This window comes from Streptomyces sp. NPDC051569 (assembly GCF_044454085.1).
Classification (GTDB): Bacteria; Actinomycetota; Actinomycetes; order Streptomycetales; family Streptomycetaceae; genus Streptomyces.
In genome coordinates, this window is sequence record NZ_JBITDJ010000005.1 from 255,345 (window position 1) to 271,436 (window position 16,092).

At 72.4% G+C, this 16,092-nt stretch carries 16 protein-coding genes; 9 read left to right on the forward strand and 7 right to left on the reverse strand.

Annotated elements, in window-relative coordinates; genetic code table 11:
- The first annotated feature begins 99 nt into the window (after positions 1-99).
- Positions 100-1,791 (forward strand): nickel/cobalt transporter, encoded by a 1,692-nt coding sequence (locus ACIBAE_RS11770; RefSeq protein ID WP_399284152.1) that lies wholly within the window; start codon positions 100-102, stop codon positions 1,789-1,791.
- 41 nt (positions 1,792-1,832) lie between these two features.
- Here ACIBAE_RS11770 and ACIBAE_RS11775 read toward each other — a convergent pair whose 3' ends face one another.
- Positions 1,833-2,708, reverse strand: coding sequence for a DMT family transporter (locus ACIBAE_RS11775; RefSeq protein WP_399284153.1), 876 nt, complete (start codon positions 2,706-2,708; stop codon positions 1,833-1,835).
- Positions 2,709-2,868: 160 nt separating this feature from the next.
- Between ACIBAE_RS11775 and ACIBAE_RS11780 the strand changes: the two genes are divergently transcribed.
- Positions 2,869-3,807, forward strand: coding sequence for a pseudouridine synthase (locus tag ACIBAE_RS11780; RefSeq protein ID WP_399284154.1), 939 nt, complete (start codon positions 2,869-2,871; stop codon positions 3,805-3,807).
- Here the strand turns inward: ACIBAE_RS11780 and ACIBAE_RS11785 are convergent.
- From ACIBAE_RS11785 to ACIBAE_RS11795, 3 genes are all read right to left on the reverse strand, one after another.
- Entirely contained in the window at positions 3,792-4,421 is a 630-nt protein-coding gene (locus ACIBAE_RS11785) for an MBL fold metallo-hydrolase (protein WP_399284156.1), read from the reverse strand. The genes ACIBAE_RS11780 and ACIBAE_RS11785 overlap by 16 nt on opposite strands.
- On the reverse strand, positions 4,421-5,506 hold the full coding sequence (locus tag ACIBAE_RS11790) for an S-(hydroxymethyl)mycothiol dehydrogenase (protein ID WP_399284158.1): 1,086 nt from the start codon (positions 5,504-5,506) through the stop codon (positions 4,421-4,423). The genes ACIBAE_RS11785 and ACIBAE_RS11790 overlap by 1 nt, the downstream gene beginning before the upstream one ends.
- A 139-nt stretch (positions 5,507-5,645) precedes the next feature.
- Positions 5,646-6,347 (reverse strand): FadR/GntR family transcriptional regulator, encoded by a 702-nt coding sequence (locus ACIBAE_RS11795; RefSeq protein ID WP_399284160.1) that lies wholly within the window; start codon positions 6,345-6,347, stop codon positions 5,646-5,648.
- Between the two features lie 128 nt (positions 6,348-6,475).
- Here ACIBAE_RS11795 and ACIBAE_RS11800 point away from each other — a divergent pair, with 128 nt between their 5' ends.
- Positions 6,476-6,985, forward strand: a complete 510-nt coding sequence (locus ACIBAE_RS11800; RefSeq protein WP_399284162.1) for a gluconokinase — start codon at positions 6,476-6,478, stop codon at positions 6,983-6,985.
- Between the two features lie 11 nt (positions 6,986-6,996).
- Positions 6,997-8,394 carry a gluconate:H+ symporter gene (locus ACIBAE_RS11805; protein ID WP_399284164.1) on the forward strand — a complete coding sequence of 466 codons (1,398 nt, stop codon included), beginning with the start codon at positions 6,997-6,999 and terminating at the stop codon, positions 8,392-8,394.
- A gap of 248 nt (positions 8,395-8,642) precedes the next feature.
- Here the strand turns inward: ACIBAE_RS11805 and ACIBAE_RS11810 are convergent, their stop codons facing one another.
- Together ACIBAE_RS11810 and ACIBAE_RS11815 are read right to left on the reverse strand one after the other, a co-directional pair.
- The gene (locus tag ACIBAE_RS11810) at positions 8,643-10,178 is read right to left on the reverse strand and encodes an APC family permease (protein WP_399284166.1); all 1,536 of its coding nucleotides are present in this window, start codon (positions 10,176-10,178) and stop codon (positions 8,643-8,645) included.
- Between the two features lie 61 nt (positions 10,179-10,239).
- Positions 10,240-11,199 carry a hypothetical protein gene (locus tag ACIBAE_RS11815; RefSeq protein ID WP_399284167.1) on the reverse strand — a complete coding sequence of 320 codons (960 nt, stop codon included), beginning with the start codon at positions 11,197-11,199 and terminating at the stop codon, positions 10,240-10,242.
- Positions 11,200-11,415: 216 nt separating this feature from the next.
- On the opposite strand from ACIBAE_RS11815, the gene ACIBAE_RS11820 reads away from it, so the two are divergent.
- A complete protein-coding gene (locus tag ACIBAE_RS11820) occupies positions 11,416-11,838 on the forward strand; it encodes an ASCH domain-containing protein (RefSeq protein WP_399284169.1) in 423 nt (140 codons plus the stop codon).
- Positions 11,839-12,007: 169 nt separating this feature from the next.
- Here ACIBAE_RS11820 and ACIBAE_RS11825 read toward each other — a convergent pair whose 3' ends face one another.
- Positions 12,008-13,663, reverse strand: a complete 1,656-nt coding sequence (locus ACIBAE_RS11825) for an FAD-binding dehydrogenase (protein WP_399284171.1) — start codon at positions 13,661-13,663, stop codon at positions 12,008-12,010.
- 101 nt (positions 13,664-13,764) lie between these two features.
- Here ACIBAE_RS11825 and ACIBAE_RS11830 point away from each other — a divergent pair, with 101 nt between their 5' ends.
- The 4 genes from ACIBAE_RS11830 to ACIBAE_RS11845 all read left to right on the forward strand — a co-directional run bounded on the left by ACIBAE_RS11830 (position 13,765) and on the right by ACIBAE_RS11845 (position 16,082).
- On the forward strand, positions 13,765-14,271 hold the full coding sequence (locus ACIBAE_RS11830; RefSeq protein ID WP_399284173.1) for an NUDIX hydrolase: 507 nt from the start codon (positions 13,765-13,767) through the stop codon (positions 14,269-14,271).
- The gene (locus ACIBAE_RS11835; protein WP_399284175.1) at positions 14,268-14,660 is read left to right on the forward strand and encodes a YidH family protein; all 393 of its coding nucleotides are present in this window, start codon (positions 14,268-14,270) and stop codon (positions 14,658-14,660) included. Before ACIBAE_RS11830 ends, ACIBAE_RS11835 begins: the two co-directional genes overlap by 4 nt.
- Positions 14,661-14,797: 137 nt before the next feature.
- Entirely contained in the window at positions 14,798-15,082 is a 285-nt protein-coding gene (locus ACIBAE_RS11840) for a DUF202 domain-containing protein (protein WP_399284277.1), read from the forward strand.
- A gap of 88 nt (positions 15,083-15,170) precedes the next feature.
- Entirely contained in the window at positions 15,171-16,082 is a 912-nt protein-coding gene (locus ACIBAE_RS11845; protein ID WP_399284176.1) for an MBL fold metallo-hydrolase, read from the forward strand.
- Positions 16,083-16,092: the final 10 nt, after the last annotated feature.

Sequence of the window (16,092 nt, forward strand, 5' to 3'; positions counted from 1 at the left end):
GCGTGCCCCACCCGACACACACCAGCCCCCCGCCCGCCCCCCGCCCCCCCCCGCCCGCCCCCCCCCCCCCCCCCCCCCCCCCCCCCCCCGGAGGGACCCATGACATACCGCCAGCTCGCCCGGCGTGCGGCAGCGGTGGCCGGGAGCGCGGCGTGGCTGCTCGGCGCGGCCGCACCCGCCGCCCAGGCCCACCCGCTCGGCAACTTCTCCGTCAACCACTACACGGGATTCACCCTCCGTCCCGGCCGTGTCTCCGTGCTGGCGGTCACCGACACGGCGGAGATCCCCACCCTGCAGAGCGCACCGGACGTCGACACCGACGGCGACGGCACCCGGAGCGGGGCCGAACGCGCCGCGTGGGCCGCCACCCGGTGCGCCGAGACCACCAGGAAACTCGCCGTCACCACCCCGCGGCGGCGGCTGGCGTGGACGGTCACCTCCGCCGCCTTCGTCTACCGGCCGGGACAGGGCGGCCTGCGTACCAGCCGGCTCGAATGCCGTCTCCAGGCCCCGTTGGACCTGGCGGGCGGCCCGGTCACCCTGCGGGTCGACACCGGCGTGGACACGACCCGGGTCGGCTGGAACGAGATCACCGCGAAGGGGGTGGGGGCCCGGCTCCGGCACTCCACCGTGCCGGAGACGTCGTCCACCGGGGAACTCCGCGCCTACCCGCGCGACCTGCTCGCCACCCCGCGCGGGGACACCAGGGCACAGTTCACCGCCGCCGTGGGTGACGACGCGCCGGGCGCCCACGGCGGTGCGCCCGAGTCCGGACCCGGGAACGGCCTCACCGCCCGCGTCGAGGCACTGTCCCAGCACCTGACCTCACTCGCAGGCGCCCGGAACCTCACCGTCCCGGTCGGACTGCTGGCGGTCCTCCTGTCCGTCGTGCTGGGCGCCGGTCACGCGCTGCTGCCCGGCCACGGCAAGACCGTCATGGCCGCCTACCTCGCCGGCCGGCGCGGCGGCACCCGCGACGCCCTCACCGTCGGCGCCACCGTGACCCTCACCCACACCGCCGGGGTGCTCGTCATCGGTCTCTGCCTCACCGCTTTCTCCTCGCTCGCGGGCGACACCGTGCTGAACTGGCTCGGAGTGGCGAGCGGCGCGCTGGTGGCCCTGGTCGGCGCGGCCCTGCTGACCGACGCCGTACGCCGCTCACGCCGGGGGGCGCGGCCCGCCCCCGCCGACGCCCTGTCGGCCGGCCCGCTGCGGCCCGCCCTGGTCGGCGCGGCCGCGCCCGGCACCGGCACCGGCACCGGCACCGGCACCGGCAGCACCGTCGCGGCGCAGCCCCCCGGTCAGGACCACGGTCACCACCACGGTCGCGGCGACAGCGATGGCCACGGACAGGCGCACGATCACGACCACGCACGGGACCACGCGCACGGGAAGCCGCACCGGCACGGCCTGCTCGGACACCGCCACACCCACGCGCCGGCCGGTGCCGACGCCCGGCCGTTCACCACCCGTGGCCTGGTCGGCCTCGGTATCGCCGGCGGTCTGGTGCCGAGTCCGTCCGCCCTGGTCGTCCTCCTCGGCGCCGTGGCCCTGGGCCGGACCGTCTTCGGGGCCGGTCTCGTCCTCGCCTACGGCCTCGGGATGGCGGCCACGCTGACCAGCGTGGGGCTGCTTCTCGTACGGCTCGGGGGGCGCGTGGACAAGCTCACGGACCGTCCGCTGTTCACCCTGGTGCGGCGCCTCGGGCCGTACAGCGCTCTCCTGACGGCCGCGCTCGTCCTCGTCGTCGGCCTCGGCCTGGTGGCCCGGAGTCTGTCACCCGTCCTGTAGGCGACCGCCTGTCCCGCGATGACCGCGGGAACGGGCCGTGGTCAGCGGACGCGGGACGGGGCCGGGGAGCCGCCCGACGCCAGGGGGGAGCGGGCCAGTTCCACACAGCCCACCGTGATCAGCGCGATGGCACCGAACTCCGGCAGCAGCCACCAGCCGGTCCGCAGGCTCTCGCCGAACAGCGTCACGCCGTACGCGATGCTGATGAGCGCGTCGCCCAGGGTCAGCATCGGCTGGGACGCGACGAGCGCGCCCGCCTGGAGGGCGTTCTGCAGCAGGAACAGTGCCCCGAGTCCGGCGACGGCAGTGCCGTAGAGCTGCCAGGACGCGACCAGCGCGACGAACCCGCCACCCCCCTTGTCGAGGTGCGCCACGGCGTCCTTCATCAGTGCGGCGGTCAGGGCGTAGCCGCAGGCGGCCGCGAGCCCGAGGAGCGCGGCCCGGAGGTTGCCACGCAGCCGCACCGCCCAGGTGATCACCACGGCCTCGAAGATGCCGGTGAGGATCAGTGCCGGGATCCAGGACAGCCCGTGCACGGTCTCGGTGCCGCCGCCCGGCGCGGCGCTGGCCATCCCGATGGCCAGCCCGATGGTCACGGCGGCCACGCCGTACCAGGCGGTGGCGGGCAGCCGGGTGTGGAAGGCGTATCCGGCGATCAGCAGGGTCGCGGGCAGCTCGATGACGAAGATCGGCTGGACCACGGCGATCGGTCCGGTGGCCAGCGCCACCGCCTGGCAGACGGCGGCCACGATCACCAGGCCGATGCCGGCCAGCCACACCTTCTGCCGCAGCAGGTGTCCGATCAGTGAGAGGTGCATGGCCTGGGTGTCGGGAACGGTGGACGCGGCCCGGCGCTGGAGCACCGAGGCGGAGCCGTTGCTGATCGCGGTCAGGACGGCGAACAGGACACTGATCACCGTGCCATCATGCGGGCGCCTGTCACCGGAAGCGGTCTCATACGGCCCTGCGCTGCCGGTCAGGGGCCGAATGAGGTACCCGGGCGGGGCGACGAGCCCTTAGACTCGCGGTTCGCGGCGCCGGCCGGAGCCGGCACGTCCGGAGGGATCACCAGGACCCGTGGCACGCAGACGCGGCACCCCGCCGCCCTCACCTCTCCCCCAGCGGGACGGGATCGATCCGGTGCGGCTGCGGTTGCCGCCGGATCCGGACGGGACCTGGCCGACGGTGCGCGATCACCTGGTGGCGCGGTACGGCGACGCCATCGGGGCCGGGCGGGTCGACGCGATGTTCCGGGAGGGGCTTTTCGTCGGGGTGGACGGTCCCGTCGGTGCCGGGGAGTCGTACGAGGCCGGGCGGTACGTGTGGTTCCACCGGGACTTCGCCGCCGAGGCGCGGGTGCCGTTCGAGATCGGGATCGTCCACCAGGACGAGCGGATCGTCGTGGCGGACAAGCCGCATTTCCTGGCCACCACACCGCGCGGGTCGCATGTCACCGAGACCGCGCTGGCCCGGCTGCGCCGTGATCTCGGGCTCGCCGCGCTGCAGCCGGCGCACCGGCTGGACCGGTTGACGGCGGGGCTCGTGCTCTTCGTCGTACGGGCCGGGGACCGGGGGGCGTACCAGACGTTGTTCCGGGACCGGCGGGTGCGCAAGGAGTACGAGGCGGTGGCGCCGTACGACCCCGGGGTGGCGCTGCCGGTCACGGTGCGCAGCCGGATCGAGAAGGAGCGCGGGGTGCCGGCCGCCCGGGAGGTGGAGGGCGAGCCGAACAGCGAGAGCCGGATCGAGCTGCTGGAGCACCGGGGCGGGCTCGGCCGGTACCGGCTGCTGCCGGCCACCGGCCGTACCCATCAGCTGCGGGTCCATATGAGCGGCCTGGGGCTGCCGCTCCTGGACGACCCGCTCTATCCGGTCGTCCAGGAGCCCGGCGACGGCGGGAGCGATTACTCCCGGCCCCTTCAGCTCCTCGCGAAGGTGCTGGAGTTCACGGACCCGGTGACGGGCGTGCCGTACCGCTTCGAGAGCCGGCTGCGGCTCGCTCAGTGGCCGCGCTGAATCCATTCCTCCAGATGCGGCGCCTCGGCGCCGATCGTGGTCGTGTCGCCGTGTCCGGTACGGACCACCGTCTCCGGCGGGAGGCTGAGCAGCCGGTCGCGGATCGAGTCGACGATCGTCGGGAAGTCCGAGAACGACCGGCCGGTGGCGCCGGGGCCGCCCTGGAAGAGCGTGTCGCCGGTGAAGACCGTCGACAGCTCGGGGCAGTACAGGCAGACCGCCCCGGGCGCGTGCCCGGGGGTGTGGATGACGTGGAGTGTGACACCGGCGACGGTGAGGACGACCCCGTCGGCCAGTTCTTCGTCCGGGACCGTGCCGGGGTGGGTCTGCTTCCACAGCTGCAGGTCGTCGGGGTGCAGGAAGACCGGGGCGTCGGTATCGGCGGCGAGGTCCGGGGCGGCGTCGATGTGGTCGTTGTGCGCGTGCGTGCAGACGATGGCGCGCAGCGTACGGCCGTTCAGGACGGCCTCGATCGCGGCGGCGTCATGGGCGGCGTCGATGACGATGGCCTCGGAGTCGTCCCCGACGATCCAGACGTTGTTGTCGACGTCCCAGGTGCCGCCGTCGAGCGAGAAGGTGCCGGAGGTGACGAGATGGTCGATGCGAGCGGTCATCAGAACACCACCACCGAGCGGAGGACGTCGCCTTCGTGCATCCGGGTGAACGCCTTCTCGATGTCGCCGAGGCCGATGGTCTCGGTGACGAACGCGGCCAGGTCGATCCGGCCCTGCTGGTGGAGGTCGATCAGCATCGGGAAGTCGCGGGACGGCAGGCAGTCGCCGTACCAGGAGGACTTGAGGGAGCCGCCGCGGCCGAAGACGTCGAGCAGAGGCAGTTCGAGCTTCATCTCGGGGGTGGGGACGCCGACCAGGACGACGGTCCCGGCCAGGTCACGGGCGTAGAACGCCTGCCGGTACGTCTCCGGGCGGCCGACCGCCTCGATGACGACGTCCGCGCCGAAGCCGCCGGTCAGTTCGCGGATCGCCTCGACGGGGTCGGTGGAGCGGGAGTTGACGGTGTGGGTGGCCCCCATCGCCTTCGCCGTCTCCAGCTTGCGGTCGTCGATGTCGACGGCGATGATCCGGGCCGCGCCCGCGAGGCGGGCGCCGACGACGGCCGCGTCACCGACGCCGCCGCAGCCGATGACCGCGACGGAGTCGCCGCGGCCCACCTGTCCGGTGTTGATCGCGGCACCGATGCCGGCCATCACTCCGCAGCCGAGCAGACCGGCGACGGCCGGGGAGACGCTCGGGTCGACCTTGGTGCACTGGCCGGCGGCGACCAGGGTCTTCTCGGCGAAGGCGCCGATGCCGAGGGCCGGGGAGAGCTCCGTGCCGTCGGTCAGGGTCATCTTCTGCCGGGCGTTGTGGGTGTTGAAGCAGTACTGGGGGCGGCCGCGCCGACAGGCACGACAACTGCCGCACACCGCACGCCAGTTGAGAATGACGAAGTCGCCGGGGGCCACCTCGGTGACACCTTCGCCGACCGACTCCACCACGCCCGCGGCCTCGTGGCCGAGGAGGAAGGGGAAGTCGTCGTTGATGCCGCCCTGCTTGTAGTGCAGATCGGTGTGGCAGACGCCGCACGCCTGCACCTTCACCACGGCCTCGCCGGGGCCGGGGTCGGGTACGACGATGGTCTCCACCCGCACCGGCTCGTCTCTGCCGGGGGCGATGACCCCTTGCACCTGCTGCGCCATGCCAGGACCTGCCTTTCCTCACACCTGAACGGTTCGTTCTCCCCCACTATCCCGTGCCGGAGCGGTCGCACGACGTACATCGGGGCTCGTCAGAGGGGCGGGAGCGTCGCGGAGAGGCCGTGGGAGGCTCGCGCGGGCGTCAGGGGGCCAGGACGTCCAGTTCCCGGAGGGCGCCGGCGACGATCTGTCCGGTCAGTGCCTCGGCCTGGACGGCGTCGCCCTCCCGGATCGCCTCGGCGACCCGTACGTGCAGGGTCACGGCGGCCGGGTCCGGGTCCTCGAACATCACCTGGTGGTGCGTACGGCCGCTGAGGATCTCGGCGACCACGTCGCCGAGGCGGGCGAACATCTCGTTGCCCGACGCGTTCAGCACCACCCGGTGGAAGGCGACGTCGTGGACGAGGTACTCCTCCAGCCGGTGACCGCGTGAGGTGGCGACCATGCCGAGCGCCCGCTCGGTGAGGGCGGCGCACTGGTCGGGCGTGGCGTGGCGGGCGGCGAGACCCGCGGCGACCGGTTCGACGGCGGAGCGCAGCACGGTCAGGGAGCGGAGCTGGCGGGGCCGGTCGGTGCCGGCCAGGCGCCAGCGGATGACCTGCGGATCGTAGACGTTCCACTCCTCGGTGGGGCGTACGGTCACGCCCACCCGGCGCCGGGACTCGATCAGCTGCATCGATTCGAGGACGCGGACCACTTCGCGGACGACGGTGCGGGAGACGTCGAAGCGCTCGGCCACCTCGTCGGTGCGTACGACGCTGCCCGCCGGGTAGTCGCCCGCGGTGATGGCGAGGCCAAGGGTGTCGAGCACACGGCTATGCGGGCCCCGGCCATCTGTGGTCATGGGCCAAGCCTACGGGGCGGCTCAGGGAATAAAAAGTATGACGTTTATGTCACAAGGGCTTGAATAAGTCATACCTAATGAGTTTCAGTAACGCGACGTTCCATGTCGACGGAGACAGCGAGGCACCCATGAGCACCCCCCACGTCGTTGTGGTGATGGGCGTAGCAGGCACCGGCAAGACCACGATCGGGCCGCTCGTCGCAGCCGCCCTCGGCGTTCCGTACGCCGAGGGCGATGACTTCCACCCGCGGGAGAACATCGACAAGATGTCCGCCGGCACCCCGCTGGACGACGCGGACCGGTGGCCCTGGCTCGACGCGATCGGGGAATGGGCGCACGGCAGATCCGGGCTCGGCGGGGTGGTGAGCAGTTCCGCGCTCAAGCGCGCCTACCGTGACCGGCTGCGGGCCGCCGCGCCGGACGCCGTCTTCCTCCACCTCACCGGCGACCGCCCGCTCATCGAGCGGCGGATGGCCGAGCGCAAGGGGCACTTCATGCCCACCGCGCTGCTGGACTCGCAGTTCGCCACCTTGCGGCCGCTGGGTGACGACGAAGCGGGCGTCGCCGTCGACGTATCCGGAACACCCGAAGAAATCACCGAACGGGCCGTCGCCGCGCTGCGCCGGCTCGAAAGCTGAAGGAAGTACCCGTGAGCAGTCTCAGCGTCGAGACGCTGGCCGCGAACGCCACCGAACCGATCACCTCGGCGGGCAACGCGCAACTGGGCATAGCCGTCCTGGGCGGCATAGCTGTCATCGTCCTCCTCATCACCGTCTTCAAGCTCCACGCCTTTCTGTCGCTGACCATCGGCACGCTGGCACTCGGAGCCTTCGCGGGTGCCCCGCTGGACAAGGTCATCACCAGCTTCTCCGCCGGTCTCGGCTCCACCGTGGCGAGCGTCGGTGTCCTCATCGCGCTCGGCGCGATCCTGGGCAAACTGCTCGCCGACTCCGGCGGCGCCGATCAGATCGTCGACACCATCCTCGCGAAGGCGTCCGGGCGGGCCATGCCCTGGGCGATGGTGCTGATCGCCTCGGTGATCGGTCTGCCCCTCTTCTTCGAGGTCGGCATCGTGCTGCTGATCCCGGTGGTGCTGCTGGTCGCCAAGCGCGGCAACTACTCGCTGATGCGGATCGGCATCCCGGCGCTGGCCGGTCTCTCCGTGATGCACGGTCTGATCCCGCCGCACCCCGGCCCGCTGGTCGCGATCGACGCCGTCGGCGCCAACCTCGGCCTCACGCTGGCGCTCGGTGTGGTCGTCGCCATCCCGACCGTGATCATCGCCGGTCCGCTCTTCTCCAAGTACGCGGCCCGCTGGGTGGACATCCCGGCCCCCGACCGGATGATCCCGCAGCGCGCGTCCGAGGACCTGGAGACCCGGCCGAGCTTCCGCGCCACCGTCTCCACGGTGCTGCTCCCCGTCGTCCTGATGCTGGCCAAAGCGCTCGTGGACATCGTCGTCGACGACCCGGAGAACGCCGTTCAGCGAGTCACGGACGTCATCGGCTCGCCGCTGATCGCGCTGCTCGCCGCCGTGCTCGTGGCCATGTTCACGCTGGGCCGCGCGGCCGGCTTCACCAAGGGCCGGATCTCCACGACCGTCGAGAAGTCCCTCGCCCCGATCGCCGGCGTGCTGCTGATCGTCGCCGCCGGCGGTGGCTTCAAGCAGACGCTGATCGATTCGGGCGTGGGCCAGATGATCCTGGACATCTCGAAGGACTGGTCGATCCCGGCCCTGCTGCTGGCCTGGCTGATCGCTGTCGCGATCCGGCTCGCCACCGGCTCCGCGACCGTGGCGACCATCTCGGCGGCCGGTCTGGCAGCACCGCTCGCGGCGGACATGTCCACCACGCACGCCGCGCTGCTGGTGCTGGCGATCGGTGCGGGTTCGCTCTTCTTCAGCCATGTGAACGACGCCGGATTCTGGCTGGTGAAGGAGTACTTCGGCATGAACGTCGGGCAGACGATCAAGACGTGGTCGGTGATGGAGACCATCATCTCCGTCTGCGGTCTCGGCTTCGTCCTGCTGCTCTCCCTGGTGCTGTAGGCACCGGGACGTCATCGCGCGTCCCCCGGCCCCACCGCGCGACGGGCGGGGCGGGTCGGCGCTCCGTCCACTCGGAGTGCTCCCGCCCCGCCCGTCGCGCGTTCCACCGGGGCGGTACGCGTCCCGCGCCGCGCCCCCGGATCCGCGTACGCGACACCCGCGGCCCCCGGAAACCGGAGGCCGCGGGTGATCGTCAGACTTTCGTCATACGGACAACGCGCCGGTGCGGCGCCGGTACCGGCCTTCGGTCAGACCCTGGCCGGTTCGGACTCGGCGGCCCTCTCCAGCTGGAACGCCTCGTTGCCGAGCCCGATGCGGGCGTGCACGTCAGGCCTGGCCGAGCGCAGGACCGCTCCGTACACCAGCCCGCCGACCAGCGCGAGGACGATGATCCCGGGCAGGACCCAGCTCAGCGCGGAGCCGGGGCCGGCGCCGACCAGGACGTCGAAGTCCTTGACGGTGTAGACCGCGATCGCGAGGAGTGCGACACCGGCCAGGCCGGAGGCGACCAGGCGCGGCGCCTGCGCGCGCCCCGCCCCACGCCGGACGAAGAAGGCGATGACGGCGAACGCGGCGGCGGCCATCAGCACGATCACGCCGAGCGCGCCGACGTTGCCCATCCAGGTGAAGAGCCGCAGCACCGGCACCGTGGGGTCGTCGGCCGGCTTGTCGTCGGTCACGGCGAAGGCGATGATCACGACGATGGAGACCGCGGACTGGAGGACGGAGCCGGAGGCGGGCGCCCCGCTGGTCTTGTTCGTACGGCCGAAAGCCGCGGGCAGCAGGCCCTCACGGCCCATCGCGAAGGCGTAGCGCGCGACCACGTTGTGGAAGCTGAGCAGCGCGGCGAACATGCCGGTCACGAACAGGACGTGCAGGACGTCCGTGAAGGTGGCGCCGAGACGGGCCTCGGTGAGTCCGAAGAGCAGTCCGGGGCCCTGCTCACCGGCGTCGGCGACGATCGAACCGGGTCCGGCGGCGACGGTGACGGCCCAGGCGCTGAAGGCCAGGAAGAGGGCGGCGTAGCCGACGGCGAGGAACATCACGCGGGAGACGACGATGTTCGGGCGGCTGGTCTCCTCGGCGTAGACCGGGGCCTGCTCGAAACCGACGAAGGCGGCGATGCAGAAGCAGAGGGCGGTACCGAGACCGGCGCCGGTCAGCATGTCGGGGTTGAAGGCCGCCATCGACAGGCCCTCCTTGCCCGGGTCCGCGATCGCGGCGATGTCGAAGATCACGACCAGGACGCACTCGACGAGCAGCAGGACGCCGAGGACCTTGGCGTTGAGGTCGATCTTCAGCCAGCCGAGCAGACCGACGATGGCGGCGGCGGCGAGGGCGAAGACCCACCAGGCGACGGTGAGGTCGAGGTAGGTGGCGAAGAGGCCGGAGACCTCGAAGCCGAGGATGCCGTAGATGCCGACCTGCATCGCGCTGTACGCGACGAGGGCGACCACCGAGGCACCGGCGCCGGCGGTGGGGCCGAGGCCCCGGGCTATGTACGCGTAGAACGCCCCGGCGTTGTGGACGTGCCGGCTCATCTCCGCGTAACCGATGCTGAAGAGCGTCAGCACGACACCGAGGATGACGAAGAGCAGGGGCTGGCCGACGATGCCCATGACCCCGAAGACGGTCGGCATGACGCCGGCGACGACCAGCATCGGCGCGCTCGCGGCGAGCACGGAGAGCAGCAGGCCCACCGTGCCGAGCCGGTTGGCCCGCAGGGCCCGTTCCTGCCCCTTGTAGGTATTGATCTCGCTCGTACTCGCTCTGCCCGTCGACATGACAGGGGGTTCCTTTCGGGAATCGGTGGTGCGTGCGAATGATGCGCAGCGGGGGCTTCGCTCAGGCGGAGCCGAGTGCGGTGTTCCGCGCGGCCAGGAAGGTCTTCTGGGGGTCCCGGTCGGGATACGACCAGGGAGCCGGGGTGTTGTGCGGGCCGATACGGTGGAACAGCGCGGCTGCCTCGGCGATCCGCCCGTCGTGGAACTGGGCGTGAGCGAGGAAGTTGAGGTCGACGCGGCTGCGCGGGTGCTCAGCGCTCTCCCACTCCAGCCACCAGTCGAAGGCCACCTTCAGCACCTGCCGGGCGCGGCGTCCGGTCCAGTGGGCGGAGGCTGCCGGGTCGGCGGGCTCCTGACCGGCGGCGGCGAGGACGCGGTAACGCTCCGCGTGGGCGACCACGGGAAGGACGGCGAGCGGGGAGTCGGCGGGGGCGTGCTCGGCCGCCCAGGCAGCGAAGTCGTAGACCTCGTGGAGGGGGTCCTGGCCGGCCGCGGCGTGCCGCTCCGCGAGCCGCGCGGCCATCAGGTGATGGGCGTGGTGATGATTCGGGTGGCGGGTCCTGACCTCGTCGAAGAGCTGGGAGGTCTCTTCCTCGGTGCCGAGCGTGCGGGCCAGGAGCAGCAGTCCGAGCCAGGGGGTGGGGTCGGCCGGGGCCCGCCGTATCGCGTCGCGGCAGGCGTCCCGGGCCCGCTGTTCCGGTTCCTTGCCGCGCAGGGCGCCGATGACGGTGGCGCAGGCGAGCAGGGCGGCCGCGTCGGGGCTCTCCGGCTCGAAGAGGAGCCAGTCGCGGGTCCAGGCGACGGCGCCGGTCGCCTGGGCGAGCACGACGACACGATGGCCGCGCCGGTCCCAGTCGTCGCCGGTGGCGGCGAGCAGGGTGCGGGCCTCGGACCAACGGCCCTGGGCCAGTTGGTCTCTTACGGTGCCGAGTTCGGCGTCATCGAGGGCCGGGTCGAAGAACTGGTCGGAGCGCGAGCCCCGTCTTCGGGAGCGACCCAGGGGTGGCGGAGGCGGGGACATCCGCGGGATTCCTCCAGGGCACGTGAATGAGCGATGATCGCGCACAGCAAATCGGTAGAAAGGCTCCACGTCAAGGGCTGAGTGGACGCACAGGAAGGTCAAGTGTCGCCTGAGCCCGTGTGGTTGCTCCGACCGGGGGGCTCATGGCGCCCGATTCGCGTCTGGTTCACCCCAGTTGGACGCGGTTCCGGCCACCGTGGCTCGTATGCTGGCGTCATGGAGAACCGCGAACCGCTCCCGCCGTTCCTGCTCGCCTTCCCCGGCCCCCTGCGCGACGCACTCGTCGCCGCCGTGCTGCGCGGCGAGAAGGTCTCGACGACCGGTCTGCTCGCCGAGTACGAGGCGGAGAGGGAGGAACTGCCCCCGGTCGGACAGCGGTCGGCGCTGATCGACTCGGCGGGCAGCGAGATCGCGGTGGTCGAACTGACGGAGGTACGGGTGCTGCCGCTCGGCGAGGTCGATCTCCAGCACGCCCTCGACGAAGGCGAGGGCCACACCTCGGTGGCGGCCTGGCGCGCGGCGCACGAACGGTTCTGGCACAGCGAGGAGATGCGCGAGGCGCTCGGCGAACCGGAGTTCACGGTCCACGACGGGACGCCGGTCGTGGCGGAGAGGTTCCGGGTGGTCGAGCGAGGCTGACCCGCCGGCCCGGCCGGGCGGCCCGGGTCCGGGCGGCCCGGGTCCGGCGGGCGGGTCGCCTCCGGACCGGTCGGCCGGTCACTTCAGCCGGTCACTTCAGCCGGTCACTTCAACCGGCCGCCTCCGGACGGTCAGCCGTCGCATCGGCCGGTCGCTCAGGCCGGTCGCTTCAGCCGGTCGCCTCGGCCGCCGCCCGACCCGCCGCCCGGCCCGAGAAGAGGCAGCCGCCGAGGAAGGTGCCCTCCAGGGAGCGGTAGCCGTGCATGCCGCCGCCGCCGAATCCGGCCGCCTCCCCTGCCGCGTAGACGCCGGGCAGCGGATCGCCCGCCTCGGTGAGCACCCGGGAGGAGAGGTCGGTCTCCAGGCCGCCGAGCGACTTGCGGGTGAGGACGCGCAGCCGCACGGCGATCAGCGGGCCGGCCTGGGGGTCGAGGATGCGGTGCGGGGCCGCCGTACGGATCAGCTTGTCGCCCAGATACTTCCGGGCGCCCCGGACCGCCGTGATCTGGAGGTCCTTGCTGAAGGGGTTGACGGTCGCCCGGTCGCGCGCGGTGATGTCGCGGCGCAGCGCGGCCTCGTCGATCAGCGCTTCCCCGGTGAGCGCGTTCATGCCCCGGACGAGCGCGCCCAGGTCCTTCTCCACGACGAAGTCGGCGCCACGGTCCATGAAGGCCCGCACCGGGCCGGGCACGTCGGCGCGGGCCCGGCCGATCACCTGGCGGACGGACTTCCCCGTGAGGTCCGGGTTCTGCTCGGATCCGGAGAGGGCGAACTCCTTGCCGATGATGCGCCGGTCCAGGACGAACCAGGTGTGATCGTGGCCGGAGCGCGTGATGTGCTCCAGCGTGCCGAGCGTGTCGAAGCCGGGGAAGAGCGGCACCGGCAGCCGGCGGCCGCGCGCGTCCAGCCAGAGGGAGGACGGCCCCGGCAGGATGCGGATGCCGTGCCCGGCCCAGACGGGGTCCCAGTTCTGGATGCCCTCGGTGTAGTGCCACATCCGGTCGCGGTTGATGTGGTGGGCGCCGGCCGCCTCGGTGACGCCGAGCATCAGACCGTCGACGTGCGCGGGCACGCCGGTGAGCATCGTGCGGGGCGGGGTGCCGAGGCGTTCGGGCCAGTGGGCGCGGACCAGTTCGTGGTTGCCGCCGATGCCGCCGGAGGTGACGATCACGGCCGGGGCGCGGAGCTCGAAGGCGCCGGTGACGGCGCGGCCGCTCGCGGCGCCGCGCGCGGCACCGCTCGGCGCCAGGATCTCGCCGGACACGGTGTCCACGGCGCCTGCGGTCCGGCCGAGACCGGTGACCCGGTGCCGGAACATGAGCGTCACCCGTCCCCGGGCGACGCCTTCGCGCACCCGCCGTTCGAACGGCGCGAGGATCCCGGGCCCGGTGCCCCAGGTGATGTGGAAGCGCGGTACGGAGTTGCCGGGCCCGGTGGCGCCGTATCCGCCGCGCTCCGCCCAGCCCACCACCGGGAAGAACCGGATGCCCCGCCGGCGCAGCCAGGAGCGCTTCTCGCCCGCCGCGAAGTCGACGTACGCCTCGGCCCACCGGCGCGGCCAGTGGTCCTCGCCGCGGTCGAAGCCGGCCGTGCCGAGCCAGTCCTGGAGGGCCAGTTCCCGGCTGTCCTTGATCCGCAGCCGGCGCTGCTCGGGCGAGTCCACGAGGAAGAGCCCGCCGAAGGACCAGTGCGCCTGGCCGCCGAGGGACTGCTCGGGCTCCTGGTCGAGGAGGATGACGGAGCGGCCCGCGTCGACGAGTTCTGCGGTGGCGACCAGGCCCGCGAGGCCCGCCCCGATCACGATCACATCAGCGTCGTACGCCATCGCTGCCGTCCTTTGCGCGGAAGAGGATGGTCCGATCTTCCGTACGGGCGGACAACGAGTCAACGGTGCCGCCGGCCGGACCTCCTGGTTGGATGGCCGGTATGAGCGCAGCAGACGAGATCCTCGACGTCGTCGACGAGAACGACCACGTCATCGGGCAGGCACCGCGTGGCGAGATCTACGCGAAGGGGCTGCTCCACCGCTGTGTCTTCGTCCTCGCGCGGGACGCGGAGGACCGGATCTTCGTGCATCGCAGGACGCCGGTCAAGCTGGTCTTCCCGTCGCTGTACGACATGTTCGTGGGCGGGGTGGTCGGCGCGGGCGAGAGCTACGACGACGCGGCGCTGCGGGAGGCCGAGGAGGAGCTGGGGGTGTCGGGGCTGGACCGGCCCGCGCCTCTGTTCCCGTTCCTGTACGAGTCGGCGGACGGCGCGCAGCGCTGGTGGTCGTACGTGTACGAGGTCCGCTGCACGCTGCCGGTGAACCCGCAGGTGGAGGAGGTCGCCTGGCACGCCTTCCTGCCGCGGGAGGAGGTGGAGCGGCGGCTGGCCACGTGGGAGTGGGTACCGGACGGTCTCGCGGCGTACGAGCGGCTGAAAGCCCGGTGACCCGCTGGGGCCGGGCCCTGCGGCTGTGGTTCGCGCCCCAGCACCTCGGCGAGGAGGGCGAGACCCCCGACTACCGCTTCTCGCTGGCCAACGAGCGCACCTTCCTGGCGTGGATCCGTACCGCGCTCGCCCTGGTCGGCGGCGGTTTCGCGGTCGACCAGTTCCTGCCGGACCTGCGCTGGGGGGTACGGGTCGGCCTCGCGGTGGCGCTGCTCGCGGCCGGGGCGCTGTGCGCGCTGCGGGCGGTCAGTCACTGGGTGCGGTGCGAGCGGGCGATGCGGCGGGGTGAGGATCTGCCGCTGTCCGGTTTCCCGACGCTGCTGAGTCTGCTGGTGGGGCTGGTGGCGGTGGCGATGCTGGTCATCGTGGTGCTGGACCGGGCCGGTTGATGGCGGTCCGCCCAGGGCGGCCTGACCCGGAGCGGCCTGAGCCGGAGCCGCCTGACCAGGAGCCGCCGAACCCCGCGCGGCCGGACCCCGCACGGACGGACCCGGGGCCGGGAGATTCCGAGCGGCGGGACCCGGGGCTGCAGCCCGAGCGGACCCGGCTGGCCTGGCGGCGTACGACCCTCTCGTGCGCGGTCGTGGCGCTGCTGGCGGTCCGGCAGGCGGTCCGCGACGGCGGCGGCGCCGCCGGACTGACGGCGGGGGCCCTGAGCGCGCTCGTCTGGCTGGGTTTCCTGGCCGTGGCCCACCGCCGCCTGTCGGCCCTGGCCGTGGCGAGGCCACCCCGGCTCGCCCCGCGCGCGGCGATCGCCGTGTCGGCCTGCTGCGTCCTGCTGGCCCTGTGCGCGGTGACCGTGCTGGGGTGAACGTCCGGACGTCGGGGCGGCTTTGCCCGGGGCCGTTCCAACTGGCAGTCTCGGAGCCATCATTCGGCCCTGACCTGGGAGATCTCCGATGCCTGCCACGGATCCGTACACCGTCCGCCTCACCCCCGAGGTGCACGTCCATGTCCAGCCGGACGGCGGCTGGTGTCTGAACAACGCCGGTTTCATCAGTGACGGCGAATCGACGCTTCTCGTCGATACGACCGCCACCGAGCGGCGGACCCAGCTGCTGCGCGAGGCGGTACTGGAGACCGGCGTGCCGCTCCCCCGCACCCTCGTCAATACGCACCATCACGGCGATCACACCTACGGCAACGCCGTGTTCGTGCCGGAGGCCACCGTGATCGGCCATGACGCGTGCCGCAGTGAGCAGTTCGCGGCCGGCCACCAGCTGCATCTGATGTGGCCGGGGACCGACTTCGGCGACATCCGGATCACCGCGCCGACCGTGACGTACAACGACCGTCTCACCGTCCATGTGGGCGGGATCGAGGTGCGGCTGATCCACCCGGGAGTGGCACACACGCTCGGCGACACGGTCGTGCATCTGCCGGAGCAGGGCATCGTGTTCACCGGCGACCTGATCTTCCAGGGCGGTACACCGTTCGTGCCGATGGGGTCGCTGAGCGGCTCGCTGCGGGCGCTGGAGCTGCTGCGCTCGCTGGACGCGGACACCGTCGTCCCCGGCCACGGCCCGATCACGGACCCGTCGGCGTACGACGCGACGGAGAGCTATCTGCGGTGGGTCACCGAGGTGGCCCGGGAGGGCCACGCCAAGGGGCTGACCCCGCTGGAGACCGCTCAGCAGGCCGATCTCGGGGAGTTCGCCGGGCTGCGGGAGAGCGAGCGGCTGGTGGCCAATCTGCACCGGGGCTACGCCGAACTGAACGGGGAGCCGGAGGGCGCACCGCTGGACGCCGCCGCCGTCTTCATGGAGATGGCGGTGATGAACGGCGGCGTGCCCGTGGCCTGTCACGCCTGACGCGCCGCCC

Bases quoted from the DNA above. Each gene is read 5' to 3' on its own strand.
- ACIBAE_RS11790 (WP_399284158.1), bottom strand. From the start codon at position 5,506: ATGGCGCAGCAGGTGCAAGGGGTCATCGCCCCCGGCAGAGACGAGCCG.
- ACIBAE_RS11845 (WP_399284176.1), top strand. From the start codon at position 15,171: ATGCCTGCCACGGATCCGTACACCGTCCGCCTCACCCCCGAGGTGCAC.
- ACIBAE_RS11800 (WP_399284162.1), top strand. From the start codon at position 6,476: ATGAGCACCCCCCACGTCGTTGTGGTGATGGGCGTAGCAGGCACCGGC.
- ACIBAE_RS11830 (WP_399284173.1), top strand. From the start codon at position 13,765: ATGAGCGCAGCAGACGAGATCCTCGACGTCGTCGACGAGAACGACCAC.
- ACIBAE_RS11815 (WP_399284167.1), bottom strand. From the start codon at position 11,199: ATGTCCCCGCCTCCGCCACCCCTGGGTCGCTCCCGAAGACGGGGCTCG.
- ACIBAE_RS11795 (WP_399284160.1), bottom strand. From the start codon at position 6,347: ATGACCACAGATGGCCGGGGCCCGCATAGCCGTGTGCTCGACACCCTT.
- ACIBAE_RS11810 (WP_399284166.1), bottom strand. From the start codon at position 10,178: ATGTCGACGGGCAGAGCGAGTACGAGCGAGATCAATACCTACAAGGGG.
- ACIBAE_RS11785 (WP_399284156.1), bottom strand. From the start codon at position 4,421: ATGACCGCTCGCATCGACCATCTCGTCACCTCCGGCACCTTCTCGCTC.
- ACIBAE_RS11770 (WP_399284152.1), top strand. From the start codon at position 100: ATGACATACCGCCAGCTCGCCCGGCGTGCGGCAGCGGTGGCCGGGAGC.
- ACIBAE_RS11825 (WP_399284171.1), bottom strand. From the start codon at position 13,663: ATGGCGTACGACGCTGATGTGATCGTGATCGGGGCGGGCCTCGCGGGC.
- ACIBAE_RS11820 (WP_399284169.1), top strand. From the start codon at position 11,416: ATGGAGAACCGCGAACCGCTCCCGCCGTTCCTGCTCGCCTTCCCCGGC.